25 protein-coding genes, 4 tRNA genes and 1 pseudogene are annotated in these 26,198 nt (G+C 65.4%); 19 read left to right on the forward strand and 11 right to left on the reverse strand.

The features are described from left to right. Positions 1-136 precede the first annotated feature (136 nt). Together ACLMAL_RS28890 and ACLMAL_RS28895 are read left to right on the forward strand one after the other, a co-directional pair. Entirely contained in the window at positions 137-1,243 is a 1,107-nt protein-coding gene (locus ACLMAL_RS28890; RefSeq protein ID WP_412001980.1) for an NAD(P)-dependent alcohol dehydrogenase, read from the forward strand. 57 nt (positions 1,244-1,300) lie between these two features. Beyond that, positions 1,301-2,746 carry an aldehyde dehydrogenase family protein gene (locus ACLMAL_RS28895; protein ID WP_412001981.1) on the forward strand — a complete coding sequence of 482 codons (1,446 nt, stop codon included), beginning with the start codon at positions 1,301-1,303 and terminating at the stop codon, positions 2,744-2,746. Positions 2,747-3,013: 267 nt separating this feature from the next. Here ACLMAL_RS28895 and ACLMAL_RS28900 read toward each other — a convergent pair. Together ACLMAL_RS28900 and ACLMAL_RS28905 are read right to left on the reverse strand one after the other, a co-directional pair. After that, positions 3,014-3,211: pseudogene (locus tag ACLMAL_RS28900) on the reverse strand (AIM24 family protein); the annotation flags it as partial. Positions 3,212-3,699: 488 nt separating this feature from the next. Next, entirely contained in the window at positions 3,700-4,590 is an 891-nt protein-coding gene (locus ACLMAL_RS28905; protein ID WP_412001982.1) for a hypothetical protein, read from the reverse strand. 470 nt (positions 4,591-5,060) lie between these two features. Here ACLMAL_RS28905 and ACLMAL_RS28910 point away from each other — a divergent pair, with 470 nt between their 5' ends. From ACLMAL_RS28910 to ACLMAL_RS28925, 4 genes are all read left to right on the forward strand, one after another. Next, complete coding sequence (locus ACLMAL_RS28910; RefSeq protein WP_412001983.1) at positions 5,061-5,678, forward strand: hypothetical protein; 618 nt, start codon at positions 5,061-5,063, stop codon at positions 5,676-5,678. 25 nt (positions 5,679-5,703) lie between these two features. After that, positions 5,704-5,925: a hypothetical protein gene (locus ACLMAL_RS28915; protein ID WP_412002038.1), complete on the forward strand. Its 222-nt coding sequence runs from the start codon at positions 5,704-5,706 to the stop codon at positions 5,923-5,925. A gap of 891 nt (positions 5,926-6,816) precedes the next feature. After that, positions 6,817-6,951: a CsbD family protein gene (locus ACLMAL_RS28920; RefSeq protein WP_412001984.1), complete on the forward strand. Its 135-nt coding sequence runs from the start codon at positions 6,817-6,819 to the stop codon at positions 6,949-6,951. A gap of 81 nt (positions 6,952-7,032) precedes the next feature. Beyond that, positions 7,033-7,188, forward strand: coding sequence for a DUF6131 family protein (locus tag ACLMAL_RS28925; RefSeq protein ID WP_412001985.1), 156 nt, complete (start codon positions 7,033-7,035; stop codon positions 7,186-7,188). Positions 7,189-7,419: 231 nt separating this feature from the next. Here ACLMAL_RS28925 and ACLMAL_RS28930 read toward each other — a convergent pair. Next, positions 7,420-7,491: transfer RNA gene (locus ACLMAL_RS28930), tRNA-Val, on the reverse strand. A gap of 482 nt (positions 7,492-7,973) precedes the next feature. Here ACLMAL_RS28930 and ACLMAL_RS28935 point away from each other — a divergent pair. The 3 genes from ACLMAL_RS28935 to ACLMAL_RS28945 all read left to right on the forward strand — a co-directional run bounded on the left by ACLMAL_RS28935 (position 7,974) and on the right by ACLMAL_RS28945 (position 8,242). Further along, a tRNA-Gly gene (locus ACLMAL_RS28935) sits at positions 7,974-8,046 on the forward strand. 49 nt (positions 8,047-8,095) lie between these two features. After that, positions 8,096-8,166 (forward strand) — tRNA-Cys (locus ACLMAL_RS28940). Between the two features lies 1 nt (position 8,167). Continuing rightward, positions 8,168-8,242: transfer RNA gene (locus ACLMAL_RS28945), tRNA-Val, on the forward strand. Positions 8,243-8,282: 40 nt separating this feature from the next. On the opposite strand, the gene ACLMAL_RS28950 is transcribed toward ACLMAL_RS28945, so the two are convergent. Continuing rightward, entirely contained in the window at positions 8,283-8,654 is a 372-nt protein-coding gene (locus ACLMAL_RS28950; RefSeq protein ID WP_412001986.1) for a hypothetical protein, read from the reverse strand. Between the two features lie 354 nt (positions 8,655-9,008). Between ACLMAL_RS28950 and ACLMAL_RS28955 the strand changes: the two genes are divergently transcribed. Continuing rightward, positions 9,009-10,226, forward strand: a complete 1,218-nt coding sequence (locus ACLMAL_RS28955; protein ID WP_412002032.1) for a sigma factor-like helix-turn-helix DNA-binding protein — start codon at positions 9,009-9,011, stop codon at positions 10,224-10,226. Between the two features lie 17 nt (positions 10,227-10,243). On the opposite strand, the gene ACLMAL_RS28960 is transcribed toward ACLMAL_RS28955, so the two are convergent. Next, positions 10,244-11,224, reverse strand: coding sequence for a hypothetical protein (locus ACLMAL_RS28960; protein ID WP_412001987.1), 981 nt, complete (start codon positions 11,222-11,224; stop codon positions 10,244-10,246). Between the two features lie 530 nt (positions 11,225-11,754). On the opposite strand from ACLMAL_RS28960, the gene ACLMAL_RS28965 reads away from it, so the two are divergent. Beyond that, positions 11,755-12,945 (forward strand): hypothetical protein, encoded by a 1,191-nt coding sequence (locus tag ACLMAL_RS28965; protein WP_412001988.1) that lies wholly within the window; start codon positions 11,755-11,757, stop codon positions 12,943-12,945. Positions 12,946-13,322: 377 nt separating this feature from the next. Here the strand turns inward: ACLMAL_RS28965 and ACLMAL_RS28970 are convergent, their stop codons facing one another. Then, positions 13,323-14,252: a LysR family transcriptional regulator gene (locus ACLMAL_RS28970; RefSeq protein WP_412002033.1), complete on the reverse strand. Its 930-nt coding sequence runs from the start codon at positions 14,250-14,252 to the stop codon at positions 13,323-13,325. 144 nt (positions 14,253-14,396) lie between these two features. On the opposite strand from ACLMAL_RS28970, the gene ACLMAL_RS28975 reads away from it, so the two are divergent. After that, positions 14,397-14,852, forward strand: a complete 456-nt coding sequence (locus ACLMAL_RS28975; protein WP_412001989.1) for a YncE family protein — start codon at positions 14,397-14,399, stop codon at positions 14,850-14,852. Between the two features lie 145 nt (positions 14,853-14,997). After that, entirely contained in the window at positions 14,998-15,150 is a 153-nt protein-coding gene (locus ACLMAL_RS28980) for a hypothetical protein (RefSeq protein ID WP_412001990.1), read from the forward strand. On the opposite strand, the gene ACLMAL_RS28985 is transcribed toward ACLMAL_RS28980, so the two are convergent. Together ACLMAL_RS28985 and ACLMAL_RS28990 are read right to left on the reverse strand one after the other, a co-directional pair. Further along, entirely contained in the window at positions 15,147-16,676 is a 1,530-nt protein-coding gene (locus ACLMAL_RS28985) for a flavin-containing monooxygenase (protein WP_412001991.1), read from the reverse strand. The genes ACLMAL_RS28980 and ACLMAL_RS28985 overlap by 4 nt on opposite strands. Before the next feature lie 51 nt (positions 16,677-16,727). Continuing rightward, entirely contained in the window at positions 16,728-18,044 is a 1,317-nt protein-coding gene (locus ACLMAL_RS28990; RefSeq protein WP_412001992.1) for a cytochrome P450, read from the reverse strand. Positions 18,045-18,357: 313 nt separating this feature from the next. On the opposite strand from ACLMAL_RS28990, the gene ACLMAL_RS28995 reads away from it, so the two are divergent. Further along, entirely contained in the window at positions 18,358-19,599 is a 1,242-nt protein-coding gene (locus ACLMAL_RS28995) for an MFS transporter (protein ID WP_412001993.1), read from the forward strand. After that, positions 19,596-20,135, forward strand: a complete 540-nt coding sequence (locus tag ACLMAL_RS29000) for an N-acetyltransferase family protein (RefSeq protein ID WP_412001994.1) — start codon at positions 19,596-19,598, stop codon at positions 20,133-20,135. Before ACLMAL_RS28995 ends, ACLMAL_RS29000 begins: the two co-directional genes overlap by 4 nt. On the opposite strand, the gene ACLMAL_RS29005 is transcribed toward ACLMAL_RS29000, so the two are convergent. Further along, positions 20,132-20,887 (reverse strand): alpha/beta fold hydrolase, encoded by a 756-nt coding sequence (locus ACLMAL_RS29005; RefSeq protein ID WP_412001995.1) that lies wholly within the window; start codon positions 20,885-20,887, stop codon positions 20,132-20,134. The genes ACLMAL_RS29000 and ACLMAL_RS29005 overlap by 4 nt on opposite strands. 130 nt (positions 20,888-21,017) lie before the next feature. Between ACLMAL_RS29005 and ACLMAL_RS29010 the strand changes: the two genes are divergently transcribed. The 3 genes from ACLMAL_RS29010 (at position 21,018) to ACLMAL_RS29020 (ending at position 23,384) form a co-directional block, all read left to right on the forward strand. Next, positions 21,018-21,905, forward strand: coding sequence for an ABC transporter ATP-binding protein (locus ACLMAL_RS29010; RefSeq protein WP_328403426.1), 888 nt, complete (start codon positions 21,018-21,020; stop codon positions 21,903-21,905). A 52-nt stretch (positions 21,906-21,957) separates the two neighbouring features. Next, on the forward strand, positions 21,958-22,737 hold the full coding sequence (locus ACLMAL_RS29015; RefSeq protein ID WP_412001996.1) for an ABC transporter permease subunit: 780 nt from the start codon (positions 21,958-21,960) through the stop codon (positions 22,735-22,737). Between the two features lie 152 nt (positions 22,738-22,889). Next, positions 22,890-23,384, forward strand: coding sequence for a GbsR/MarR family transcriptional regulator (locus ACLMAL_RS29020; RefSeq protein WP_412001997.1), 495 nt, complete (start codon positions 22,890-22,892; stop codon positions 23,382-23,384). 55 nt (positions 23,385-23,439) lie between these two features. Here ACLMAL_RS29020 and ACLMAL_RS29025 read toward each other — a convergent pair whose 3' ends face one another. Next, positions 23,440-24,234 (reverse strand): tyrosine-protein phosphatase, encoded by a 795-nt coding sequence (locus tag ACLMAL_RS29025; protein WP_412001998.1) that lies wholly within the window; start codon positions 24,232-24,234, stop codon positions 23,440-23,442. Positions 24,235-24,328: 94 nt separating this feature from the next. Beyond that, positions 24,329-25,348, reverse strand: coding sequence for a cell division protein ZapE (zapE, locus tag ACLMAL_RS29030; RefSeq protein WP_412001999.1), 1,020 nt, complete (start codon positions 25,346-25,348; stop codon positions 24,329-24,331). Positions 25,349-25,383: 35 nt separating this feature from the next. On the opposite strand from zapE, the gene ACLMAL_RS29035 reads away from it, so the two are divergent. Further along, entirely contained in the window at positions 25,384-26,145 is a 762-nt protein-coding gene (locus tag ACLMAL_RS29035; RefSeq protein WP_412002000.1) for a pyrimidine reductase family protein, read from the forward strand. Positions 26,146-26,198: the final 53 nt, after the last annotated feature.

Consider the following 26,198-nt stretch of genomic DNA (forward strand, 5'->3'; position numbering starts at 1 on the left):
TGCCACGCCAGCCGGAGCTTGCGGCCGGTGGCCGAACATCTACACGCCCAAGGACATCGGATCTGCGCGCCGACCCCGCCCGGTCGAGGCCGCAACCAACTAGCCGACAACCAGCCACGCCGAAAGTAGAAAATTCATGTCCACCACAGTCACCGCCGCAGTCGCCCGCAGTACCGGTAGTCCGCTGACCATCGAACAGTTGACACTCGACGATCTGCGTCCGGACGAAGTACGGGTACGTATGGTTGCCACTGGTATCTGCCACACCGACGCCATCGTGCGCGACGGCATCTACCCGACTCCCCTGCCTGCCGTTCTCGGACACGAAGGTGCAGGTATCGTCGACGCGATCGGCGACGCGATCACCACAGTCGAGGTCGGCGACCATGTCGTGTTGTCCGCGGCGTACTGCGGCCGCTGCCGCCAATGCCATGCGGGGCGAATGGCGTACTGCGAGAACCTGTTCGAGCAAGACTTCGGCGGACATCGCCGTGACGGTTCGACCGCGCTGCGGTCGGGCGACAACGCGATTTCCTCGCACTTCTTCGGTCAATCCTCGTTCGCCACGTACGCCAACGTCGTCGAGACCAGTGTCGTCAAAGTCGACCCCGATGCGCCGCTGGCCACACTTGCACCGCTCGGTTGCGGACTACAGACTGGCGCCGGCGCTGTGCTCAACGACCTGCGGCCCGAGCCGGGAACCTCACTCGCCGTATTCGGAACTGGCGCGGTCGGGTCGGCCGCGATCATGGCCGCACGGGTGGCCGGCTGCACCACCGTTGTTGCTGTCGACCTTCACGATTCCCGACTCGAGCTCGCCACACAGATCGGTGCGACCCACACAGTCAACGCCGCCAACACCGACGTCGTGGACGAGTTGATGAAGGCAACAGATGGCGCCGGGATCCACTACGCCATCGACACCACCGCGGTTCCCGCCGTACTCCGACACGCCGCCGAGGCGCTCGGAATCGGGGGGACACTCGCTCTGGTCGGCGCAGCGGCACCCGGCACGGAGGTGAACTTCGAAATCGGCGCGTCCCTGGTCAAAGGCTGGACGTTCAAGACGGTCATCCAGGGCAGCTCGGTGCCACAGATCTTCATCCCGCGCCTCGTCGAACTGTGGAAACAAGGCCGATTCCCCTTCGACAAGCTGATTCGTCATTACGCACTGGCGGACATCAACACCGCGTTCGCCGACTCCGCCAACGGATCGACCGTCAAACCTGTCGTCGTTTTCTGATGACCCGTTCCACCACAAGCGAATTCCGAACAAACGACTAGCAAGGAGACATGCGCGATGACCACCACAACCGAGGTTCTGTCGATAGGTCACCTCATCGGTAGGACCATGACCGGCGTCGACGCCTTCGAAGAGGTCCGTGATCCCGGTCGACTCGACGATGTTGTCGCACGCGTGGCAGTCGGCACCGCCGCCGATGTGAACAAAGCGGTCGAACTCGCCCACAACGCATTTCAGTCCTGGAAAAAAGTCCCACCAGCCCAGCGAGCTCACCTGTTGCTCGAGGCCGCCGACATCCTCGCCGGCTCGGCCGACGATCTTTCACCCCTACTCGTTCGCGAGCATGGCGGCGTGCTCTGGGAAGCCCAGACAGACTTCGCACTCGGAACCGGTGTGCTGCAGCACACCGCAAGTCTCATCGACGACTTCTTCACTCCGAAGCAATACGACGACGCCGAGAGCTTCATCAGTATCGAGCGAGTTCCGCGGGGGGTCGTCGCGGCAGTCGTTCCGTGGAATATGCCGGTCGTGCTCACCATGATGAAACTCGCGCCAGCGCTCGCAACGGGAAACACCATTGTGCTCAAGCCATCTCCGTTCGCACCCGCGGCACTGACCCTCGCGCTGCAGCGGATCGCGCGCCAGCTGCCCGAGGGTGTCGTCAACGTCGTTCACGGCGACGCCGATGTCGGGCAGGCGCTCACCTCGCATCCACTGGTCCGGAAAGTGGGCTTCACCGGTGGCACCGCCACGGCCCGGCGGGTGATGGCTTCCGCAGCCGGAACGATCAAGAACCTGACGCTCGAGCTCGGCGGCAACGACCCCGCCGTCGTCCTCGACGACGTGGACATCGACGGGGCGCTCGACCGGATGCTCAAGGGGGTCTTCACACGAACCGGGCAAATCTGTTTCGCGGTCAAGCGAATCTATGTCCCCCGCAACTTGTACGGCGCCTTCGCCGACGCCTTCTGCGAACGCGTCGACCAGTACGCGGTAGGCCACGGCCTCGACGAGAACGCGGGCTTCGGACCACTCAACAACAAGACACAGTTCGACAGCGTTACCGCGCTGATCGAGGAAACCAAGAACTCGGCCGCGACCACCGTGCAACTCGGCCGAAAGCTGGACTCGGCGCGGAACGGGTACTACGTGCTGCCCCACGTTGTACGCGACGCCGAGCACTCGGCGCCGATCAGCAACTGCGAGCAGTTCGGCCCGATCATTCCGCTCATCGCCTACGACGACGAGGAGCAGGTCGTGCAGTGGGCCAACGACTCCGAGTACGGACTGGCGTCATCGGTGTGGACCACCGACATCGATCGCGGACTCACGATGGCCAGGAAGATAGAAGCTGGAAGCACCTTCATCAATACGCACGCATTCGAATCCTTGGATCTGCGGATGCCGTTCGGTGGCGTCAAACAAAGCGGTATCGGACGTGAGTTCGGCACAGCCGGAATGAGTGAGTATGTCGAAGACCATGCCATCCGCGTATTGAAGTAACAGCAGGCCGAGTCGCCCCAGACAGCAGCGACCACACGACCGCGACCTGCATGACCGACGCGGTCGTGTGCAACAGCCGACAACCCTCGGACCACAGGGGCAACAGCCAGAAGAGGATTCCCGATAATTCAGCCGGATCACGATCAGGGAACAGTGACCAGCACGCGCCCGTCGCTCCCTGCATCGACGCGATCGTAGGCGCGGGCGATGTCGGTCAGCGGGTAGCAGGCACCGATCGAGACAGTCACGACCCCGGCCGTCGCCGCAGCCCTCGATGGTGCGCACCAGCATGGAGTCACTGAGCACCTTTTCGCTGGATTGGATCAATACCGTTCCGCTGCCGGTGAAGTCGAACTGTCGTTCCTCGTCGGAGTTGACGCCGAACCTGGCCACACCCGGCGCGAGGAAATTCGTCACCCACCGCTGGTCGTAGTGGTGACTCGGCGAAGGGCAAGTTCGCAATCCGGCCTATCCGACAGCGGCTCCCCTCAGCAGCGGCAGGCCGATGCGCCGTCCCACTCGAGGCGGTCGCACCGGCCGTATCCGAGACTGAACCGGGAAGGAGGGCGGTCCAGTGCCGTGGAACGACGTCCTGTGGACGCCTCCACAGCACGCTCGAATGGTGATTCGTTGCCCCATCGGCGATCCCGAACCTAGTCGGCGATCGTCGTGTCTTCGGTCGGATTGACGCGAGTTAGGTGACAAGCTAGGGCAGTCGTCAACTTCGGGTACGAATCAGCCGATTCGTACAGTGCACGATTCCACCGAGCTCCCGGTGGAATCGTGACGAACGCAAGGATCCGGTCCCGCCGCGTTCAGAGCACGCGCCAACCAGACCATCACGAGATCCGATGACTGAACCCGACGCCGCGCGCCGCACAGTTCGTGCGCTCGCACCGCGACCACCGGTCATCGCCGCGCCCACACCCACCCCGCATGGAGCGACGATTCGGTCAACTGCTGGCACCTGCCTGGCCGGTGTCGCCGAGGGTAGCCGTGTGGCGGTGGAATGCGTCGGTAGGGCGGATGACCACGGTGTTGCCTTCGCGGTGGGTGATGGCCGCGAGATCGAGAGCGGCGTCGCGCCACCAGTAGACGCAGGAATTGATCAGCCAAGGATCCTCTGCATGCAGCGCCGCCAAATCGGCGAGCACCGTCATCGACCGGATGACCTCGACATCGGTGACCGGGTAGGCATAGATCGACTCTTTCGACGGCATGATCAGCACCGCGCCAGCTGGACCGGTCACCTGATGCTCGCCGAGCCAGCGCGCATGGGCGGTCAGATACTCCGGGCCGGTCAGCAATGCGATCGGTGGAAGCCCTCTCGCCGTAGGGATATCGAAACTGTCGCGGGTGATGGCGACGCCACCGTCAGCGCGTACATTACGTTCGGCCACGGCGAACAGCTCGAATTCGCTGACCGGCCAGTGCGCCAGCATGTCGTAGGTGACGTGGGTGACGGTGTGCACCCGATCGATCAGCACCCGCTGAACCAACCCCGGCGCCACTATCCGCCGCACCCCATCCACCCCAACCGACGCGGTCCCGTACAGGCGGGTCCGGACCAGGTGCTGCATGACGGTGAAATCGGTGTAGTCGAGCGGGTATTCGGCATCGGTCTCGAGGGTGATTATGTGGGTGTCGATGCGGTCGGCGACCAGCACTGCCCACTGCTCCGCCGAGCACGAGGCGGCCAAGCGGCGGATGTCTCCCAATGTGAGCGTGAATGTCGCTGGACCGGACAGGGTGACGACGTCGGGTCGGGACAGTTGGCAGCGATAGCCGCGCTCTTGAGCGACCCTCCACACCACCTGTAGCAATCGATCCTGCTCAACCCCCATGACATACCTCCGCTCCTAGATGCCCCACAGCATTTGACGGATTCGCAGCCACCCCAGATCCGGTGAATTCGATTGTGCCCCTGGGTACCGACAGCAACCCGCCGCCGAAGACCTACCACTTCCTCGTTGGCAACATCATCCGAACGGCCCGCTGGCTCGGGGCGTCCGGTGCCGAACCAGAACCCGACAACACCGAACGGCGACGAGCGACGGGAGATGGGCCAGGTCAGTGACGCGCAGCATTTGCCCTCGCAGGTCATGGCGCGCCGGTGTGTACGAGATGGCCTGAACGCCCGCAACCGCACGGTAGGGTGCATGCCGGGCAGTAGCGAGCCCCAACCGAGTCGACGGACCGCCCACGCTGGACCCCGACAAATCGGCCAAGGTCCCCCGCGGATCCCGCCAACCGAAACCCGTCGCCGAGTCACACCACACGCAACGGGGCGTGGGACCGCTGCCCGGAAGATGCAATGACTCGCTATGCCGATCGAAAAGCACGCATCCGCGCCTACATGCGCGAGCACCCCGGCATGAAATACGGCGAAGCCGCCCGCCACATCGACAACCAAACCCGCCATGCCACAACAGCTCTCACCACCACACGGGTATTGCACCGGCGCATCCAGCGTTCGGACCCCGGTGCCTTGCGATCACTGCTGGTGCGCGCTCTCCGCGACCTGCGCACCACACCCCATCTCACGCCACCGGTGATCCGGCTCGCCCGCGGCTTGGGCGCTATCGTCATCGTCGGACACATCAGCGACCAGCTGCGCGACCATGCGATTCCCACGCGCGACAACTACGTCACCGTCGGCCGGGCATGCGCCCAAACCATCGAAGACCTCGGCCCGATCGTCGGGCACTACCTCGCGGGCGTTCATGGCCCCAACCCACAACGCCTCGCCGACAGCGCAGCCGACCCGCTGCTGCACTCCCACGGCGCGGACCCCGAGATGATCGCCAGCGGAATGATCACCTTCGGCGCGAAGGTCAGCACAATGTTTCGTAGTGTCGCTCACGACGAAACGGCACTGCCCGAACACCGGCGCGTCGCCGACCGATCGAACACGACTGCCACCTTGGGGTGAGACCCGAATACGTCAGAAAGGGGCAATGATGATCTCGTGGTGCTGGTCGGGGGATTGCCGGGCGGTGGGCGCCAGGGTCGCCGGACTGGTATTCGCCGAAAATAGGGCTGCCGTGATCCCCTGGTTGACAGGGGTTTCGGGCCACATCTGTGGTGCGGTGCCGCTGATGATGCGGTGGATGGTGGAGCGGCCGACGCTGTATTCCTCGGCGAGGTCGGCCAGGCTCGCGTCGTCGGCGGGGTCGTGATACCGGCGGTGGATCGTCTTCCGTGCTGATAGCGGCAGTTTCGGCTGCTTGCCTCGAGTCGGCCCTTCGCGCGGGCCTTCGCCATCCCCTCACGGGTGCGCAGGTGGCCGAGGTTGGCCTCGAACTCCGCGACCATTGCCAGGGTTTGGAGAAACAGCTTGCCGAACGAGTCGGCCCGGTGCGGGAGGCGCCGTAGTGCTCACCGAGCGGCCATTCCGGATGAGCTGCCAAGCCGCGACACCGACCGGCGTCCACGCGGCCGATACCGTGCTGCGCCTGATCTCCGGTCGGCAACCGAAACCGGTGCGGCGCAAGTTCATCAGGCGGCCTCGGGCGGTGCTGACGGGCCACCTCGCGGCGTTCAGCGAGGAACAAGCCTGCCGCCCCCGCTGCGTTCGGGCCACTGGGGCCGTTCAGTTACAACTGGTCCTGACCGACGCGCAAGATCCACCGCTTCGACGCCTCCAACGGTCAGTACGTGTGCGGTGACGGAATTGGCGTGCGACCCCACGCAGCTGCACGTCTCAGTCCAGGTCGGTGGGGTCGACCGACGTTCGAACACCCCGTCGAAACACCACAGCCTTGTTCGCGACGTGCTGGTTCGGCGCCATCGCATCGCGGCCCATCACCTCCCCGAGGCGACGCATCGACAATCCACGTACCTCGTCGCGGTTGATGATCTCGAGTGTTGCCCTCAGCACGCTCGCTGCAGTGGTCTACTCGTTGTCGCGGCCGTTGGGGGCGGGTTCGTGCGGGACGTTGCGTCATCGGGCGACACTCTCCCCTCTACCCGCAATGTAGACGTGGAGTGTGGTGCTGCCGCATTGACAGTACTGCCACGCGAGCGGTTGAATTGATCTAGGGGCTACAGCGTAGTTCTACGGGGTAGTGATGATTATCATCGCCAAGAAACTGCTCGTCCGGGCGGCCGGAAACACTCGTCTACGGGCCGAGGGTCGTATCGATCAAGCCACCGGCAACACCAAGCAGGCCGGAGCAAAAATGAAGGACGCCTTCGAACACTGAATCCCCGCACCGCCGATGTGGCCTACCCGCGGAGCGCCTCAGCACTGTGCACCCAGCTCTGCATCGAAATCAGGTATCACCATGATCATTCTCGGAATCGTCCTCCTCGTCGCCGGATTCCTGCTGAAAATCCAGATCCTCTGGGCCATCGGGATCGTGGTCCTCATCATCGGTCTGGTGCTACTGGCATTGGGGTCGATGGGCCGCGCCGTCGGTGGGCGACGCCACTACTACTGACACCGGGCCGTTACTGCGCGGACAATGGCGGCGCGTTTTCTCGGGCAACGGATCGAGGCACGCTCGACCGATCAGAACGAACGTGAGCGATACGGATCACATCCAGAGTCGGCGGTTGACCAGGGCCGCTAGAGGCCTCGTGACCACCAAATGCCCAGGATAGCTATTGCACGTATATTGCACGACAACGGGGTACTTCACCCGAAAACTCTCTGACCTGCAAATATCAAGTGGTCCCAGCTGGTTTCGAACCAGCGACCTTCCGCGTGTGAGGCGGACGCTCTCCCGCTGAGCTATGGGACCTAACTCTGCCGCCCGGGTGGCGCTGAAGCGTCATCCGAACGAGGAGGAACATTAGCACGCACCACCGGGCGTCTGCCAAATCGCCACCTCGATGACGCCGGGATGCCAAGCCGCACTTGCGATCGGGCAACGTGGGTCGCGGGTCCGACGAGCTACTCCGGCGACGCAACCCGGCCACGTCAGCGGCTCGACCATCCCCGAGGGCTACCTACCTTCTGGACACCCGATCTCGACACCACCCCACCCCCTTTAGGCCGCGTGTCCCGTACGCCTGCCACGGTCGCCACCGAGCCCCCTGCACCGCACCTCTACCCGAATCGCGCGCAATCCGCAGCCCCAACACCCGGACCGCCAACCGAACAACACTGGTGTGATTCGAATTCGACCCCTTCTACCAGCGGATTTGTACCTTTCCGCAAACGTCGTCTAATGTTTCATCTCGCACCACGGAGGACAGCGAGACAACCTCCGAGATGCAAAATGCGGATGTAGCGCAGCTGGTAGCGCATCACCTTGCCAAGGTGAGGGTCGCGGGTTCGAATCCCGTCATCCGCTCGAGAGGTAGGCCAGGCTTAAATATTCTTTATGCCGTCCTCCTTTGCGCGGTGGAGTGGCCGAGTGGTGAGGCAACGGCCTGCAAAGCCGTGCACACGGGTTCGATTCCCGTCTCCACCTCGCGCGATTAGCTCAGCGGGAGAGCGCTTCCCTGACACGGAAGAGGTCACTGGTTCAATCCCAGTATCGCGCACCACCGTTTTACCAGGTCAGGCCCCCTTTCTAGGGGGCCTTTCTTACGTCGTGCCAGATACGTGCCAGATCGTCACTTGCTCGGACCTGAAATCAGCGTCGAACTCACCTCCACACACCGCGCACACGATGCCACCGAGCCGATAGACGCTCGGCGCAAGACGGATCCTTCGCGAGCAGCTGTCCGTGGCAGTGATCCCGTTGCGGCTGCTGGTTCGACCACTCCGGTCCGGCTCGCGCTGCCGGTGAGCGATCAGTGCCAGATCGAGCTCGTTGAGCTGGCCTCGGTAAATCTCCCGCACCGCAGTCGACACCGTCGTGAGCGACCATAGCCAGCGCACGCACCTCCCCTGGTTGACCAGATAGGCATGTAGATCATCTGCTTTGTGGCTTGTGCATCGCGTCCACACCTTCATGGTCGCACCCGGCAACGACACAAACCGTGGCGGACGAAGTCAACGATGCACTTGCCCTGGCCGTCCGAGCGGCGACGGCGACGGCGACCCTACGTCGGCCGTCAACGTACGGTACCGACCGGCCTCACCGGCGAAAGATCCCGACCGAGAGAGTGTCGTCACCGAGCGATGACGGTTGGCGCCAGGCCGCGGCGGGCGTCGACAGTCGGCGGCGGAGTTGACGAACGGTCGACGTCAGCGCACGACAACGGCGCGTTCGACTGCGTGCGCTGGATCGACCGGGATGTCGGTGGGCGGCGTTAGGCTTTGCCGCGTTGCGTTGTGAAGTCGAGGTAGGGGGTTGCCGCGTTGACGATGGATCGAGGCCTGGCGCCGAGTGCGGGCGATGGCGGCCACGATGATGCGGAGTTCGAGTTTGTCGACGACATCGAAGGGGATGTGTCGCTCGGGCTCGAGGAGATCAACGAGTTGTTGGGTGAACTGGTCGAGATGCATGGGGATCGGCGGCGGCGGGATGCGGAGATCGTCGGGTTCCGATTGGGGGTGAGCGGGGAGGCGCCGGAGACGTTGGCGCGGATCGGGGCCCGATATGACCTGTCGCGGGACCGAATTCGGCAGTTGCATACGCGGGCGGTGGGGCAGATCATTCGGGAAGCGCAGCTGAGCGGGCATCGAGCGGCGGGGGTGTTCGGGGCGCGATATCCGGTGGGGACACGGGATTCGCAGTTGGTGCGGGCGTTGTTGGTGGAGACGTACGCGACGGACAGCGATATCGCGGCCAACGAGTTGTCGTATCTGAAGCTGCGGCTTGCGGGGCATGCCGGGGAGGACGCGCGGCGGATCGCGGGGTTTGTGATGCAGCGGATCATGGCATGGCAGAAGAAGACGAATCGGCGGCTGGCGAAGTTGCGCCATGCGGAACCATCGGCGACCGATGAGGTGAATTCGTGGCTGGGGCAAGTTGATCGGCCCGGGTCGGTGGTTGCTGCTGCGCTGCCCCGCGGGTCGGCGCGGGTCGTCGACGGCGATGACGATGGTAGGGGCAGGTTCTATCTGGGCAAGGTGGGGCGCGACGTGCCGTTCGATTCCGGGCTGGAGGCTCGGCTGTTGCGGATCCTCAACGCGAGCGATCTGATCGCCACGTTCCAGGAGCAGCCGAGCGCCGTCGAATTTCAGGTAGACGGCACCGATCGGGTCTTCTACCCGAGCATCGTCGCCGAGCTGGCCGACAAACGGGCCGTGCTGATCGATGTCCAACCGCTGGGACACGTCGGCTTTCATATCAATAGGGCCAAGTCGGCTGCGGGGCGTGCCTACGCGCGCGCCAACGGGTGGGGCTGGCTGGTCTGGACAGGTAGCCGACTCGGTGTGCCGGAACTGCTTGGGCGGCAGGTCGATTCACAGTCCGAGAGTCGGCTGCGTGAGCTGGTCGACAGCGGGCCGGTGTACTGGCCTGCAATACAGCGCTTGCGGACGGAGACCGGACTCGAATTGCTCGACCTCACCACACTGGTCCTGCGCAACGAATGGCGCTGGGATCGTGCGCCGTTCCGATTGACTGCGGGCCGCTGACGCGGCCGTCGTCCATCTCAGCGCACCACCATCGCACCGGCCAGGAAGGTGACGATCAGCATCATGGCGCAGCAGGTGATCAGTTGCCAGTGGCTGATGGTCTGCTGGAGATTGGTGATGGTGGCGCGCAGGCTGGTGTCGACTCGGTTGTGGTCGGCGAGCCTGCGCTGCACTGCGGCAAGTGAATCGGCGTGCTCCTGGGTGGATTCCTCGGCGCGCTCCAACCGGGCGGTGAGCTTCATGATCTGTTTCTGCTTGTCCCGCACCGATTTCCGGGACAGGGCCAGCGTGGTGCGCTGATTGACCAGTTCCCGGCGTTGGCGGGCGATGACGCTGGCCTGCGTTCTGGTGTGGTGTTCCCAGTCGGTCACGGTTGCCCATCCTCCTGTCGTCACGTCGCGGTAGCCCCACACGATGTCACCGGTGACCCAGCCCCGCAGAAAGTCGCGCAGTTCATACGGTTCGCGTTGCGGAACGACCACGGCACTGTGCGCGGCGTCGAGCATTCCGCGGTCGATGAGGTAGTCGCAGGCGGGTGGTGCAAGATCGGCGACCCCGATCGCGGGCAAGTAGGCCACCCAATAGCCCGGCGCGCACAGCCAGAGCACACCGGCACACCCGGACGCACGCAGCCGCTCGGTATGTTGCTGTGCCGAATCCCGATCCAGCGGCCCGCTGCGCACCTCGATGGCGAACTGCCGGTCGCCGACCCGCCAGTAGATGTCCACCGGCACGTCGCCGACGCGGCGATCGACCTCGGCCTCGTCGGCGCCGTAGGCGAGCATCCTGGCGGCCAGCCAATACTTCAGCCGCCGAATATTCCATTGCGCGTCGACACATTCCGGGCACCGACAGGCATATCCGGACTCGTCCCGCACCGGTCCGCGCACACGCCCATCGGACACCGCGTCATCGGACACGCGACTATCCGATATGCCCAACTCGGCGAGCATCGCCCGACGCCCGCAAGCGGTGTCCACTCGCTGCTTCGTCCTCACGCGACCACTCCCCTGCCCAAACCACCGCAGTTCCGACGACCTCGATCGCCGGCCATAGATCAAGAGTGCGTCAGACTTCCATCGCCCGCCAGTCCCCTTTACCCCGCGCTCGGGTGCGCCACAATTGGAGAACCACCGCCTACCAGCCAATGTGCAGTGCGTCACAAGGGATTTCGCAGCGACATACGAGAGCATCACCACAGAAGTTCCGGCGGATTGCCACTTGCCGCCATTCCGTGACACGGCCGGACCACGACGCACGTGCATTCGAGACGTTCGGCCGTCTGTGCCGAGGCGTCCATGCCACCCGTACAGCCCCCTCGACACAGTCGCTCGCTTCCATGCCGATCTACTATCGGTCGATCACCGCTGCAGCGATAGCGCACGACAGCGAGTAGTTTCCCAAGCGAACGAAAAGTGCCGCGGCCCACTGGGTGTTGGTTGCCTCGAGCCGCGTATCTACCGATCGACGGATAGAATCGGCCGGCCACGGGCGGAGTTCGGGCACATACGGGGAAGAAGGTAAACGAATGGACCACGGCGAGCCGGGTGGCGAGTCGATCGGCGTGCTCTTGTCGAGCCTCGCGACGACCCTGCGCGAGGTGAGCGACAAGCTGGACGCTGTGGCCGGCCGCGTGGACGATCGCGAAGACAACGACGTGGTCGAGCGCCTTGCGAAGCTGGAGGCGTGGGCTTTTCGTGCCGGGGACGATATGGCGAAGCTGGACGTGCGATTGGAACGCGTCGAATCCGGCGGCGCCACGAGCAAGGACACCGTCGAGGCCGCTCCCAGCAGGCTCGACGCGAGTCGTCCGAATTCGCCGAAGCTGCCCTCGCGCGCGCAACGCCGCGAAGCGACCGCGATACCGCCGCTCGCCGACCAGTCCGAACGGACACCGACAGCGCCCTTCGACGTTACTCCGGCGACGCCACGCCGAGACCCCGCCTCAGCCGTGACTCCGGATAGCCGGACCGAGCCCGCGGCACCCGCCTTCCGCAACGAACGGCCCGAATCCCTGGCGACTCCAATGCAGCACGAGCAGGTCGAGCCGGCGACGATCACCCCACGCACACCACGCACCGAGTCGACCGCAGCCCCGTTCCACAACGAACCCTTCGGTCCCGCAACACACAGCGAGCCACGTAACTCCCGGCTCGAGCAGACGGCACCGACCTTCGGCAACGAGCGCCTGGAGCCCCTAGCGCCGCCCCCTGGCGAATGGGCGCAGGCAGCCCCCACTACGCACTCCGAGCGACCCGAACCTGCCGAGACCCGGAGCAACGAACGCCTCACACCCCCTCCCCCGGCATCCCGAAACGACTGGGCCGACTTCAGCACACCCGCCGCGAGCAACGGCCGCAGCGCATCCACGCCGACCACGAACCACGACCGGGTCGACTACAACACCGCAGGATCGAGCAACGGCCGGACCGACTACAACACGCCTGGTTCGAGTAACGGCCGCCTGGAACCACCCCCGTCCCGACCCGATTCCGGCATGACCGCGCCCCGCAACGACCGCGAAGAAGTCGTCCCCATGCCGCCGGGAGCCCATCGCGCCGCCGCCACAAACACCGAAGACAATTCTCACGTGGACAAGCTGCAGGCGATGCTCGACGAACTCAAGCGCAACGGCCCCTTCGGCGCTCGCCCCGAGGCGCCTTCTCAAAGCGAATTGCCTGGTATCGACCCGCATTTCGCGGTCCGAACCGAGGGGTAGACAGCGGCCCTCCGGTGCCTGACACGGGCTGTTCGTCCCCCTGAACACGCCACCGCGGCCGACCCCAAGCCGTACCGATCGCAGAAACTCAACCCCGCATAGAACTCTCGGGCTACGATGCCGACGGCCCTCGTTCGAGATCGCAGGACCGGGTGACCAAGGCCTGCCTGCGACTTCGATGCAGTCCTGAAACAGCCGTCACCACGCCCGCAAGCGCATATACCTCGACCTGGTGTCCGGGCGGCTCGGCGGGCTCGGCACAAGGCAGCGGCACGATCGAGGCGGGCGAGCCGATGTCGACGGCGGACTGTCCCGACTACCGGTTGCTCACGAACCCCGGCCCGCGTCTGATATCGACAGGGCACGGCCGAGGCGGTCTACTGTCGGTCGCCGTGACGAGGGCTCGGGTCGGCGCCCTCGACAGCGTTGGTGAGGACGGCGCGGATCAGCTCACGAAACCAGCGGTGGCCACTGTCGGCAGTGTTGCGGGGGTGCCAGGCCATACCGATGGTCACCTCCGGCAGGGGTAGCGGAATCTTGAAGGCACACAACCCGAGTGCGGTCAGTGTGGTGGCGCTGAGGGCCGCGGGGGCCGGACAGATCAGGTGACCCGCGCGGACGGCGAGCAATGCGGTGGTGAGGTTCGGGACGGTCGCCACGACGCGGCGGGTGCGCCCGTGCAAGGCCAGTCGGTCGTCGATGGGTCCGCGGGCGCGCCCGAGTCGGGAAATGGCGAGGTGGGCGGCCGAGGCGAAGGCCGCCACCGTGACGCGGTCGGTGACGAGCGGGTGGTCGGGCGCGGCGACGCCGATCACGCGGTCGCCGAGCACCCGTTGCACCGTCGTTTCCGGATCGGTGTGGTCTATGACGCCCACCTCGATGTCGACTCGACCGTCACGTAACGCTGCGGTCCCTTCGAGAGTGTCGGGCAGAAAATGCACTGTGACGCCAGGGGCTCGGGTCCGGACGGCGGTCAGCAGCGGGGCGGCAAGTTCGGTCAGCACCGTGTCGCCCGCCTGCACGGCGAAGCTGCGCTTGAGCCCCGCGGGGTCGAGGGCGCCGCGCGGGGTGAGCAGCGCACGGCCCTGCTCGACCAACACGCTCACTTCGTAGCGCAACTCCAGCGCGCGCGGCGTCGGCACCAGATTGCGGCCTGCGCGCACCAGCAGTGGATCGCCGAGCACGCGCCGCAACCGAGCCAGCGTTCGGCTCATCGCGGGGGCCGAGGTGTGCAACCGCTCGGCAGCCCGCGTGACGCTGTGGGTGTCCAGTAGCGCATCCAGAGCAACCAACAGGTTCATGTCCAAGGCTTCCACCTATGGATTATCACCATCGGAAAGACAAGTTACCAATATTGCACTGGTGATAATCCGTGTCGGCTCCTAGCGCTGTCGACAGACGGTGCCGTCCTGCCGATCTCGAAATCCACTGCCGGAAGGACGCATCCACTCATGTCTCCGCATCCCCAGCTCGCTGTGCTGAGCCAAAGCGGCTGCAGACTGAGCTTCTTCGACCTCTCCACTCGAACCCGTACAGCACGAATCGATATCCTCCCCGAAGGGCACGAACTGCGTTTCGATCCCAGCTCACGGCTGTTATACGCCAGCCACACCTATCGCTCGGGCCATTGGCCCGCCCATGCGGCCGAGAGCCACGAGATCACCGTCGTCGATGTCGACACCCATGACGTCGCCGATGTCATCGACCCGTCTCCGGAGCACGCACCGCACGAACTGTTGCTCGACTCCGATGCTGGGCTGCTGTACGCGAGTGTCGAGGAGGGACCCGCAGGACCGGGCGGGCTTGTGGCGATCGATCTGGAATCCCGACATATCGTGCACCGCATCTCGGCGGACGCCGCGATCCCGCACTGGGCCACACTCACCGCGGACGGCAAGAAGGTCTAAACCAGCAACAATCGGGCACCATTCGTTTCAGTGCTCGATCTCGCCGGTCATGGGGCGGCACGACGGCTACCGGTGCCGGGGTAGCGAGGGCCTGACCCTGTCACCAGACGGCATCGTCTCGACTCCCGATGGAGCACTGGGATTCGTGAGCAACCTGCAATCCGGGACCGTCAGCGTCGTCGACAACGCTGCGGTCACCGCGACTCTGGGCGTGGATCGCGGCGATGATCTGCCGCTGGACAGATCGATCCCCGATCAGGGTGCGCACGGCGTGGCCTACATTCCGGCCATCGCCTAGCTGCCCGGCACCGCCTGGGTTCTGGCGGGCACCTGCACCCCCGGCGTGGTTTCGTTCGCCGGTGGTCGACGCTCGCCGAGACCGCGGTAGGACGACGGTTTGATCGTCCGGAACCATTGGGCGGCGCGAGTTCTCAGCGGCAACCGATAGTGCAGGTCGGCGAGCATCTCATCGATGTTGTGGATGGAGAACGGGGTGATCGCAGTGCCGTGGGCGTGGTGGCCGTTGGTCCGCTCGGCCATCCACTGCAGGCGTTCGTCGACCTGCGCGCCCATGGCCTCGGCGGTGGGCAGTGCGAGCCTGCCGCCGAGCAATGCAGCGGTCCAGTGCGCGGCGACCTCGGCGTTGAGCGCACTGATCACCGAGGAGTTGTAGCCGACGAAGGTGAGGTTCGGGACGCCGACCGGCAGGATCTGGCGGTACAGGCGGAAATTGCCGTCGTCGTCGGTGAGCTGACGCTGGATGTACGGGGTGAGGAACGGGACACGCTGATGGAATCCGGTGGCGCAGATGACGACGTCGGCCTGGATCGTCTCACCGGTGGACAGCTGCACGCCGGGTCCGCTGTCGCCGAGCATCTCCGCGATGGTGGCGTCGCGATGGACCGCGATACGGCCCGCCGCCACCTGCTCGTAGAAGTTTTCGGTGGTGAGGCCGACGGTGCTCTGCGCGATCTCCTCGAACCGGCCCTCAGGCACCAGACCCAATTCCCGCAGGTTCATGTGCTTGGTGGCGAGTTCCTGGATCACATCGAAGTTGGTGTCACGGAACGAGTCGCCCCGGCCGTGCAGGAAGCGTTCGAACCGGCCGAGTTCCTGATAGCGGAAATGTGCCTCCCCCAGGCGGGTCAGCATCAGTCGCTCGTAATCCAGGACGCGGGCCAGCTTGCGCGGCATCTTCCACAGCAGCCGTCGCGCGACCACACTGGTCGAGGCGGCAACGTGGCTGACCGCTTCGGCGATATCGCAGGCGGACTTGCCATAGCCGACCACCACGACCGACTTGCCGCGCACGGCTTCGACGTCATGGAATTTCGAGGCGACACCCAGCTGCCCGCCCGCGCGGCGGAAACCGTCGGCACCCGGGAAGTCGGGTAGCACGGGATCGCTGAACACGCCGTTGGCGATTACCAGGTGGTCGCAGGAGGTGCGGTGGATACCGCCCCTGTCACGAATCTCCAGTAGCCAACCGCTGTCGACGGGATCGGCGGCGACCACCTCGGTATTGAGCCGCAGGTGCTCGCCCAGGCCGTTGTGACGGACGTATCCGTCCAGGTACGCCTGCATCTGTTGCCCGTCGGGCACGCGAGGGTAGTCCGCGGGCATCGGATAGTCCGAGAAGTGATAGGTGTGCTTGCTGTTCTGCGCGCGCAGCCCCGGATACCGGCGCGTCGCGCTCCACACACCCCCGACGTCGGGAGTCCGGTCGAATACCTCGACCGGAAATCCCTCCTGTCGCAACACCTTCGCGCAGGCGAGGCCTGCGATGCCCGCACCTACGATCGCGATGCGGTTCCCGCTCGTCATGGGACGGAGATTACGTCGCCTGCGCCCGTGCGGCAAAGCCCGCCTAAGATTTCACCCGTCTGAACGCGGAGTGACGACCATCTTGGCCTTGCCACGCGGCACGGTAGTGATGTTGCGTACACGACCGCGTTCCGGCTTCGCGCCGGCAGGCGCCGACAGGCGGTATCTGCTCAGGATTTCGCGTAGCACGGTGGTGCCCTCCATGAGCGAGAAACCCGCACCGATGCAGCGGCGCACCCCGCCGCCGAAGGGGAGCCAGGTGTTCGGCTCCACCTCGCCGTCGAGGAAACGCGACGGCCGGAATGCGGCGGCGTCGCGATAGTTCTCCGTGCTGCGGTGCGCCAGCAGGATGGAGCAGCTGACCACGGTGCCCGCGGGCAGCTGCCAGCCGCCGATGGTCATGTCGTCGGTGAGTTTGCGGACTGCGCCGGGAATCACGGTGCGCAGCCGCATGGCTTCCTTCATGACGGCTTCGAGTGCTTTGTCGTCGTCGGTGCGCACCGCCTCGAAGGCCTGCTGTTGCAGGTCGGGGTGGACCGCGAGTTCGTGCAGGGCCCAGGACAGCGCGGCGGCGGTGGTTTCGTGCCCGGCCAGCAGCAGGGTGATCAGCTGGTCGCGCAATTCGGCATCGGTGAGCGGCGGATCGGCGTCGGTCGTACCGCCTGCTTGCAGCAGCCTCGACAGCACATCGGTGCGCTCGGCGAGGTCGGGCGCGGTGCGGCGGGCCGCGATCTCCGCGTAGAGCAGATCGTCGATGGCAACCAGGTTGTCGTGGAAGTCCTTCCACGGCGCGAACCGCTGCAGCGCAGGTTTCAGGAGGCCGATGTACTGGATAGTGCCGATGGTGACGATGCGATGCAGCCGCGGTGCGAGTGCCGCGCGGGTGCGTGCGTCGGTGACGCCGAACACCACCCGCATGATGACCTCGAGGGTGAGCGCGTTCATCCGATCGAGGGTGATCACTGTTGAACCGGGCTGCCAGCGGTGCACTTCCGCGCCGGCGATCTCGGCGACCACGTCCCGGTAGCCGCGCAGTGCCGCACCGTTGAAGGCAGGCATCAGCAATCGGCGCGCCCTGGCGTGCTCGGCTTCGTCGGTCATCAAGACCGAATGCGCGCCCATGATCGGCCCGAGAATCTGGTTGCCTTCGCCGGCATGCAGGTCGCGCGGGTCGCCCGCGAAGATCTGCTTGATGTGTTCGGGCCGGGTGAACACGACGAGCTTGTCCGCGAAGGGCGGCACGCGCAGCGCGAACACATCGCCATAGTGGCGACGCAGCGGCGGCAAGATCAGCAACCGGCGGCGGATGTACAAGAAGCCCTGCACGAATGCCGGTAGCGGAGGGCCCGGCGGATACGTCGCTGTCATAGCTTCCTCCGAATCCGAGGCCGGAGGCATCCTTGTGTCCGGTCACGAGCCAATGTCGCACATTCCGCCGACCGCACGAAAGGGCCGAGGGCCCGCCTACCGTAGCGCGCACGGCAGGCATACGGTGCACGACAGAAATCCGCCAGCGGCTGTCTCATCTCGATGATCCCTCCGCCGGGCGGGTTGCCTTGCACCCCTTCGATACTGGCACGCGATGCCATGATCGGCCATCATGCGGAACGGGGACGCGGCACAACTCCCGGTGTGCACGATTCGGCGGGCGTGCCGCCGTCGGTGTCGTTACCCTGCGGGAATGAGTTCGATTGCGCCTGTGCTGCGCGGCGCCCGGATCGCAAACTCCTTCGCGTTCGGGTTGCAGGGTTTCTTCTTCGCCGTGGTGCTGACCCACTTGCCGCAGCAGAAGGAACGATTCGGCCTGTCCGACGGCCTGATCGTCGGGTCGGTGGTGTTGGTGTCGCTGCTCGCCGGTGGCGGCAGCGTGGCGGCCGAGCAACTGGCGATCCGCTGGTCGAGCCGCACGACGCTGCGCATCGGTCTGCTGGGCATCGCGATCACCGGCTGCGCGATCGCGATGGCGCCGAACACGATCGTGCTGTTGGTGACGCTCGGCTGCTACGGATTCGCGGTCGGCATCGTCGATGCAAGCACCAACATGCAGGCGGTATTCATCCAGCACGGGTACGGCACCTTCATCCTGTCGTCGTTCTACGCAGCCTGGAGCGCGGGATCGATCACCGGCGCGCTGTTCGTGTCCGGCTGCGAGGCACTCGGGGTCACGCTGCGCGAATCGGTCCTGACGGCGGCGGGGGTGGTACTTGTGCTCGGGCTGGTACTCGGACCGCGACTGCTCGGCGCCGACGAGGCGGAAGCAGATCAGGCGGAAGCGGCTGCGGCCGAGAGCGAATCCGGAGCAACGGAACCCTCGGGGACCGTCGCGTTCTCGGCGTATCTGGTGTTCGGCATCGCCATGGCGCTGGTGTTCGCGATCGACCTCGCGGTCGGCAACTGGTCTGCGCTGTATCTGACCGACGATCTGCTCGCCAGTTCCGCGACCGCGGCCTTGGCATTGGCCGCCTATCAGGGCACCTCGCTGATCGCCCGACTCACCGGCGACCTCTGGGTCCGACGCTTCGGGCCGCGCCGGGTCGTGCAGGTCGCCGCCACGATCGGAGTGGTCGGCCTTACGGTGGTGGTGGCGGCTCCTGGGCCGGTGGTCGCCATTGTCGGCTTCTTGGTCGCGGGCCTCGGGATGCCGGTGATCGCACCGCTGTGTTTCAGTGAGGCAGGCCAGCTGACCACCGGACGTGCATTGGACGCGCTGATGGCGCGGCTGAACCTGTTCAACTACGCGGGCACGCTCGTGGGTGGCGGCGTGGTGGGCGCGATCGCCGCCGGGTTCGGACACCGTGCCGGATTCGTCATTCCACTCGTCTTCGCGGCGGTCCTCATCGGGCTCGCACACGTATTCCATTCACGTTCCGAAGCAGGCAAGTTTCTCGCAGCGGGCGACGAACATGCTGTACTGGACAGATGAGCAACATCCCAGTCACCGTCGACCGGGCCGGATTGTGGGACGCCGAGGCTCTCAGTGACGTTGCGGCCGCGACCTTTCCACTAGCCTGCCCGCCCGGCGCCACCGCCGACGACATCGAGATCTTCATCAGCGATGTGCTGTCCGGAGAGCGCTTCGGCGAATACCTGACCGACCCGACGCGCACGGTGCTGAAGGCGGTCGCGAACGGTGACATCGTCGGCTACGCGATGCTGCACGCAGGCGATCCGGCCGATCCCCAGGTCGCCGCGGCGGTGAATCTGCGGCCGGTCGTCGAGATCAGCAAGATGTATGTGCTGCCGGGCCATCACGGCAGTGGGGTGTCGAAGGCGCTGATGCGCGCCGCACTCCAGCGCGCTCGCGAAGAGGGGGCCGCGGGAGTCTGGCTCGGGGTCAATCAGGAAAACACCCGTGCCCAACGTTTCTATGCCAAGCACGGGTTCACCAGGGTGGGCACCAAGACCTTCCACGTCGGCAACCAGCTGCATCACGACTTCGTGATGCGAATGGCGCTCTAGCTCTTCACGAAATTCACCAGCGCCGCGTGAAATGCCGGTTCGATCACGGCCATCAAGTGGTCGCCGGGCACCACGGCCAGCGTGCCGTCGGGTAAGGCGGCGGCGAGGCGTTCGGGTTCAGCGGCGAACGGGTCGGCGGCGCCTGCCAGAACCAGCGTGGGCACGGTAACACCGGCCAGTGTGGTGATCGGCTCGTCGTCGAGACCGGTCGCGACCGCCTCGATGGCCGTCCGGTCGGCACTGATCGCATCGGCGAGAATCCGGAACATCATGGCGACCTGGGATGCGCCCGCGCCGTCGCCGTGCATGGCGGTGCGCAGGTCATCGATGTCGATGACGCGGCGGTCGACGCCACCGCAGTCGAGCACACCCGAGCCGATGCCGCCGACGGCCAGCTTCGTCACCCGATCGTCGGCGGCCGCGACCAGCAGCGAGATGACCCCGCCCATCGAATAGCCGACCTGCACAACGCGATCGAAGCCGAGCTCGTCGTACAGAGCGCTGACGTCCTTCGCCATCGCCGCCCACGAGTACCGCGCGGCATCGTGCGGTTTGTCCGAGCGGCCGTGTCCGCGGGCGTCGAGCGAGACGACGGTGTGCCCGGCAGCCTGCAAGGCCTGCACCACACCGGTGCCCATCCAGTTGGCGTTGGTGTCGGCGACGACCCCGTGCTGTAGCACGACCGTGACCCCGTCGCCCTCCCACACTCGGTAGTTGAGCTCCAACCCGTCCCAGGTCTTGAACTTCGTCATGCCCGCATCGTAATGGCGTCCGATCCGGGGGTTGACAAGTTCTGGATGTTCAGTCTTTACTGAACACATCAGTTCTTACGGAAATCACAAGACATACAGAACCTGATCGAGAACCTTTCGAAGGAGCATCATGACCACCGCCGCGATCCGCACCGAGGGCCTGACCAAGCACTACGGCAAGCATGTCGCCCTCACCGAGCTGAATCTCGAGGTCGGCCAGGGCGAGGTATTCGGATTTCTCGGGCCCAACGGCGCGGGCAAGTCCACCACCATCCGCATCCTGCTGGATCTGATCCGACCGACCTCGGGTCACGTCGAAGTTCTCGGCGTCGATCCGCGCGCAGGCGGTGCAGAACTGCGCAAGCGCATCGGCTATCTGCCGGGCGAGCTCGAGATCGAGGGCCGCAACACCGCACGCGACCTGCTCGGGTTCCTGGCCGATCTGCGCGGCACGGTCCCGGCGAATCGGATCACCGACCTCGCCGATCTGCTCGATCTGGATCTGTCCAAGAAGGTCGGCGCGATGTCCAAGGGCAACAAGCAGAAGGTCGGCATCATCGCCGCCTTCATGCACAACCCGGACCTGCTCATCCTCGACGAACCGACCTCCGGCCTGGATCCGCTACTGCAGCAGCGCTTCCTGGACCTGGTCACCGCGGCGAAGCACAACGGGCAGACGGTGTTCATGTCCTCCCACATTCTCAGCGAAGTGCAGCAGACCGCCGATCGGGCCGTCATCATGCGCGCGGGCAAGCTGCTCGGCACCGAGAACGTCGAGGATTTGCGGCGGCGTTCGCCGCGCTCGGTCGAGCTGGTGTTCGGCGAGGATATTTTCGCCGATGACTTCGCAAAGCTACCCGATGTGCGCGACCTGACCATCGAGGGAAAAACGTTGCGCTGCACCACCGAAGGTGAAGTCGACGACCTGTTCAAGATGGCGGCGAAGTACCGCCTGGTCAGCGTGCTCTCCACCGAGCCGGATCTCGAGCAGATCTTCTTCAGCCTCTACGGCCGCTGACCCACACCGGCAAGCACACCACCGAAATACTTATCGCACAGGAGAACTCGTCATGACCCGCTCGGTTTTCACCCAGACACTGAAGGAACAGCGCCGCGGCCTGATCGGCTGGTCGATCGGCTTGGCCATCGTCCCGATGATGTACCTGCCCAACTTCCAGTCGCTGCAGCAGCAGGGCTCGCTCGATATCAAGCAGAACAAGATGTACGAAGCCATGGGGATGGGCGATTTCGCCAGCGCCACCGGCTATATGCAATCCATGGTGTACGCGATGATGGGTACGCTGTTGTTGCTCATCTTCGCGGTCACCTTCGCAGCACGTTCGGCCGCCCAGGAGGACAGCGGAACGCTGGATCTGCTACTGGCCCAACCGATCAGCCGCCGGGTTCTGCTCGCTCAGCGGTTCGCGGCGCTGGCGGTGCAAACCGGAATCGTCACCACTGTCTTCACCCTGAGCATCATCGCGGGCGCCAACGCGGGACAGATGAACATTCCAGCGGGCAATATCGTTGCCGCAAGCGCGGGACTCGGTCTGCTCGCCCTCGTCGTCGGCACGATCACGTTGTTGATCGGCGCACTCACCGGAAAGCGTACGCTGACACTGGGATTCGCCGCGCTGGTCGCGCTGGCGGCCTACCTGGCCAACAACCTCGGCGGGATGTTCGACGGTACCGAATGGCTGCGCAAGCTGTCGCCGTTCTACTACGCGATCGGTGACTCGCCACTGGTCAACGGCTGGAACGGCATCAACCTCGCGGTGCTGGTCGCCGTGGTTGTCGTCGCCGTGGCGGCCGCGCTGATCGCCTTCGATCGCCGCGACCTGGCGGTCTGATTTTTCCGAACGGGGCGGGCCGACACGGCTCGCCCCGTTTACCCATATCGACACCACCGAAGGGATACTCGACCGATGAGCGAGCGCAGCGAACGAAACACATGCACAGCGCCACTGGGGATCACCGAACAGCGCGCCAGCGAGGCCCGATCATGAGCAGCACGGACAACGAACCGACCAGCGACCCCACCCCGGAACAGTTGGCGTTCGTCGAGGATCTGGCGCTCGTATTCGAAAAAATGGGCCTGGTCCGGATGGTCGGCCGGGCGGCGGCCTGGCTGCTGATCTGCGACCCGCCCCAGCAGACGTTCGGCCAGATCGCCGACGCGCTGCAGGCATCGAAGGGATCCATCTCGAGCGCACTGAAGACCCTGGTTGCCATGCGTTGGGTGGACAAGACGTCCAAGCCGGGTGACCGCAGGGACTACTACTCGATCCGACCTGGAATCCTCCCCGACCTGCAGCGCCAGCAGCTCGCTCAATACACCGATCTCACGGACACGACCACACGCGGCCTCGCGTTGTTCGACGACCCGAACGGCGAACAAGCCGCCCGTGTCCGCGACATGCACGAGTTCTTCCTCTTCGTCTCCACGGAGATCCCCGTGCTGCTCGATCGCTGGGACGCCGCGCACCCGCGCTCCTGATCCGGGCATCCGAGGATCCCGGCATCAGCCGGGATCCCTTGCACGACAGCCGAAATCAGGCCAGCATCTTGGCCTTCAACGCGGCGACGTCGGCGGTCGAGAGCCGCAGGCCGTCGCGGACGTAGTTGTCGAAACTGCCGTAGGTCTCGGCGGCCTGATCGAAGGCGGCGTCGAGCCACGGCTGCTGGACGCCGTTGATGGTGTCGTTCGGGCCGGTGTTGCGGTACTGGTTGGACAGCAGATAGTCCTGGTTCACGGTGTCGCGATCGACGCCGAGAATGGTCAGCAGGACCGCGGAGGTCCAGCCGGTACGGTCCTTGCCCGCGGTGCAGTGGAACAGCACGGCGCCGTCTCCGGTGTCGATGATGTCGCGCAGCACCGCGGCGAAGGCCTCATTGGCGCCGGGGGCGGTGATGAAGGCGCGATAGAGGTCGTCGCCACCGGTCAGGGTGGTGATCAGGGTCTGTGGCGGCGCCTGGCCGATGACATCGGCCCAGTGCGCGGTGGCGCCGGCAGGCACCTTGTCGGGGCCGATTGCGCGTTCGTAGACGGTGCGCAGGTCGTCGACGTAGCGGACCTGCCGGTGGGTCAGGTCGGCGAGATCGGCCGGTGTCGCATTGTTGAGCTGGCCGGTGCGGTACACCAGGCCGGTGCGTACCAGTCGGCCGTCGACGGTGCGGTAGCCGCCCGCGTCACGCGCGTTCTGCACGCCCTGCAGGTTCAGCGAGCGGTCGAACACGGTCGCGGAGACGGTCGGCGGGTCGGCGAGGGCAACGCCTGTCACGGGCCCGAAGGCGACGGTGAGGCCGGCGGCGAGTGCCACCGGGACACGGATCGAACGACTGACCATGACAAGTCTCCCATCGGTTGAACGAACAGCCTCCCGGCTTCGAGACCCACCCAACCAATTGAAATACCAGTAGGTCAACTTTGTGCCGTGACCGCTATGCGGCAGCCGCTTCGAAACGCGACAGCGCCAGCAGTCGCGAGATCGCGCGCAGGTATTTCTTGCGGTAGCCGCCGTCGAGCATCTCCTGCGAGAAGATCTCGTCGAGCTTGGCGCCGGACACGGTCACCGGAATGCTCGCGTCGTAGAGCCGGTCCGCAAGCACCACGATGCGCAGTGCGACGGCCTGGTCGTTGACCTGGTGCACGTTCGAGATGTACACCGACGACACTCCGGAGATCAGTGCACCATACTTCGACGGATGCAGTGTGCTCAGGTGTTGCAGCAGCGCGTCGAACTCGTCGAGCGTGGATCCCGATGTGGCAGTGGCCCGTTCGGTCAACAGCTCCGGCGAGATCGGCTCGGGAGCAGGCGGCAGATCGCGGTGGCGGTAGTCGGGGCCGTCGACACGCACGGCCCCGAAAATCGAGCCGAGCTTCTTGATTTCCCGCAGGAAGTCCTGCGCGGCGAAACGGCCCTCGCCCAGCTGACCGGGCAACGTGTTGGAGGTCGCGGCGATCGACACCCCGCGCGCGGACAGCTCGGTCAGCAGTCGCGAGACCAGCATGGTGTCGCCGGGATCGTCGAGTTCGAATTCGTCGATGCACAGCACACTGTTGGCCGCCAGCCGCTCGACAGCATTGTTGAAGCCGAGCGCACCGACGAGATTGGTGAGTTCACCGAAGGTGCCGAACGACTTCGGCGCGGGCGCGCTGTGGAAGATCGAGGCAAGCAAGTGGGTCTTGCCGACACCGAATCCGCCGTCGAGATACAGGCCCGCGCCACTGACCGGCTTCTTCTTGCCGAACAGGCTCTTTTTGTTGGCCGCATGGTTGATCTTGGCGACCTGGCCGGCGAAGTCCTCGGCCTTGCGCACCGCGGCGGCCTGGCTCGGCTCCTTCGGATCCGGGATGTAGGAGGCGAAACTGACCTCGTCGAACATGGGCGGGGGCACCATCTGCGCGACCAACTGGTCTGCTGGAACCTCCGGATGGCGATCGACAAGGTGTTCTTGCATAGACGGAGCCTAATGACGTGGTGTGATGTTGCTTCATGCAGCGTATCCACAATGCGATCCAGCTCACACGGCTGAGCGACGATGACCTGGCCGAGCTGTACGCCTACCCCGCCCGGCTCCACCGGCCCTGGGTCCGAGCCAATTTCGTGTCCAGCATCGATGGCGCCGCCACCAGCGGCGGACTGTCCGAGGGTCTCGGCACGCCCGCCGACAAGTCGGTGTTCACGATGCTGCGCGAGCTGGCCGATGTGATCCTCGTCGGCGCAGCCACCGTGCGAGCCGAGAACTACGGCGGCGTCCGCGCCGACCCGCAGCGGCGCCGCGCGCTCTACGACCGCGGACTCGGCGGCCACCGCGACGGCGCACCGCCGCCGATCGCCGTGCTCACTGCGAGCGCCGCGATCGAACCCGGCTCGCGGCTGTGCACCGATACCTCCGTCGCACCCATCATCATTACGACCGCGGCAGCGCCGCAGGACCGCAAGCAGCAGTTGTGCGACGCGGGCGCGCGGGTCGTCGAGGCGGGCGATATCGCGGTCACACCGAAAGGGCTGCTGCGCGCGTTGGAGAAGCTCGAATTGCGCCGCGTGCTGTGCGAGGGCGGGCCCCACCTGTTCGGCGAGCTGCTCGACGCCGACGCGATCGACGAACTGTGCCTGACCACCGCACCCGTGCTGGTCGGCGGGACGGCGCGACGAATTTCGCTGTCCGCGCACGAGTTCCGCACCCCCATGGCACGCACGCACATCCTGCTCGACGACGACGGCACGATACTCACCCGTTGGGCCCGTCGCTGAGGTGCGCGACACCCACGCCCCGGCGCTCATCTACGGCTCCTTTGTGAAACAAC

The sequence above is a fragment of the Nocardia sp. CWNU-33 genome (assembly GCF_046764895.1).
In the GTDB taxonomy this organism is placed as follows: Bacteria; Actinomycetota; Actinomycetes; order Mycobacteriales; family Mycobacteriaceae; genus Nocardia.

Bases quoted from the DNA above. Each gene is read 5' to 3' on its own strand.
- ACLMAL_RS28910 (WP_412001983.1), top strand. From the start codon at position 5,061: ATGACTCGCTATGCCGATCGAAAAGCACGCATCCGCGCCTACATGCGC.
- ACLMAL_RS28995 (WP_412001993.1), top strand. From the start codon at position 18,358: ATGAGTTCGATTGCGCCTGTGCTGCGCGGCGCCCGGATCGCAAACTCC.
- ACLMAL_RS29020 (WP_412001997.1), top strand. From the start codon at position 22,890: ATGAGCAGCACGGACAACGAACCGACCAGCGACCCCACCCCGGAACAG.
- zapE (WP_412001999.1), bottom strand. From the start codon at position 25,348: ATGCAAGAACACCTTGTCGATCGCCATCCGGAGGTTCCAGCAGACCAG.
- ACLMAL_RS29010 (WP_328403426.1), top strand. From the start codon at position 21,018: ATGACCACCGCCGCGATCCGCACCGAGGGCCTGACCAAGCACTACGGC.
- ACLMAL_RS29015 (WP_412001996.1), top strand. From the start codon at position 21,958: ATGACCCGCTCGGTTTTCACCCAGACACTGAAGGAACAGCGCCGCGGC.
- ACLMAL_RS28955 (WP_412002032.1), top strand. From the start codon at position 9,009: ATGGATCGAGGCCTGGCGCCGAGTGCGGGCGATGGCGGCCACGATGAT.
- ACLMAL_RS29005 (WP_412001995.1), bottom strand. From the start codon at position 20,887: ATGACGAAGTTCAAGACCTGGGACGGGTTGGAGCTCAACTACCGAGTG.
- ACLMAL_RS28965 (WP_412001988.1), top strand. From the start codon at position 11,755: ATGGACCACGGCGAGCCGGGTGGCGAGTCGATCGGCGTGCTCTTGTCG.
- ACLMAL_RS28890 (WP_412001980.1), top strand. From the start codon at position 137: ATGTCCACCACAGTCACCGCCGCAGTCGCCCGCAGTACCGGTAGTCCG.
- ACLMAL_RS28895 (WP_412001981.1), top strand. From the start codon at position 1,301: ATGACCACCACAACCGAGGTTCTGTCGATAGGTCACCTCATCGGTAGG.
- ACLMAL_RS29000 (WP_412001994.1), top strand. From the start codon at position 19,596: ATGAGCAACATCCCAGTCACCGTCGACCGGGCCGGATTGTGGGACGCC.
- ACLMAL_RS28905 (WP_412001982.1), bottom strand. From the start codon at position 4,590: ATGGGGGTTGAGCAGGATCGATTGCTACAGGTGGTGTGGAGGGTCGCT.
- ACLMAL_RS28990 (WP_412001992.1), bottom strand. From the start codon at position 18,044: ATGACAGCGACGTATCCGCCGGGCCCTCCGCTACCGGCATTCGTGCAG.
- ACLMAL_RS28925 (WP_412001985.1), top strand. From the start codon at position 7,033: ATGATCATTCTCGGAATCGTCCTCCTCGTCGCCGGATTCCTGCTGAAA.
- ACLMAL_RS28975 (WP_412001989.1), top strand. From the start codon at position 14,397: ATGTCTCCGCATCCCCAGCTCGCTGTGCTGAGCCAAAGCGGCTGCAGA.
- ACLMAL_RS28915 (WP_412002038.1), top strand. From the start codon at position 5,704: ATGATGATCTCGTGGTGCTGGTCGGGGGATTGCCGGGCGGTGGGCGCC.
- ACLMAL_RS29035 (WP_412002000.1), top strand. From the start codon at position 25,384: ATGCAGCGTATCCACAATGCGATCCAGCTCACACGGCTGAGCGACGAT.
- ACLMAL_RS29025 (WP_412001998.1), bottom strand. From the start codon at position 24,234: ATGGTCAGTCGTTCGATCCGTGTCCCGGTGGCACTCGCCGCCGGCCTC.
- ACLMAL_RS28920 (WP_412001984.1), top strand. From the start codon at position 6,817: ATGATTATCATCGCCAAGAAACTGCTCGTCCGGGCGGCCGGAAACACT.
- ACLMAL_RS28950 (WP_412001986.1), bottom strand. From the start codon at position 8,654: ATGAAGGTGTGGACGCGATGCACAAGCCACAAAGCAGATGATCTACAT.
- ACLMAL_RS28985 (WP_412001991.1), bottom strand. From the start codon at position 16,676: ATGACGAGCGGGAACCGCATCGCGATCGTAGGTGCGGGCATCGCAGGC.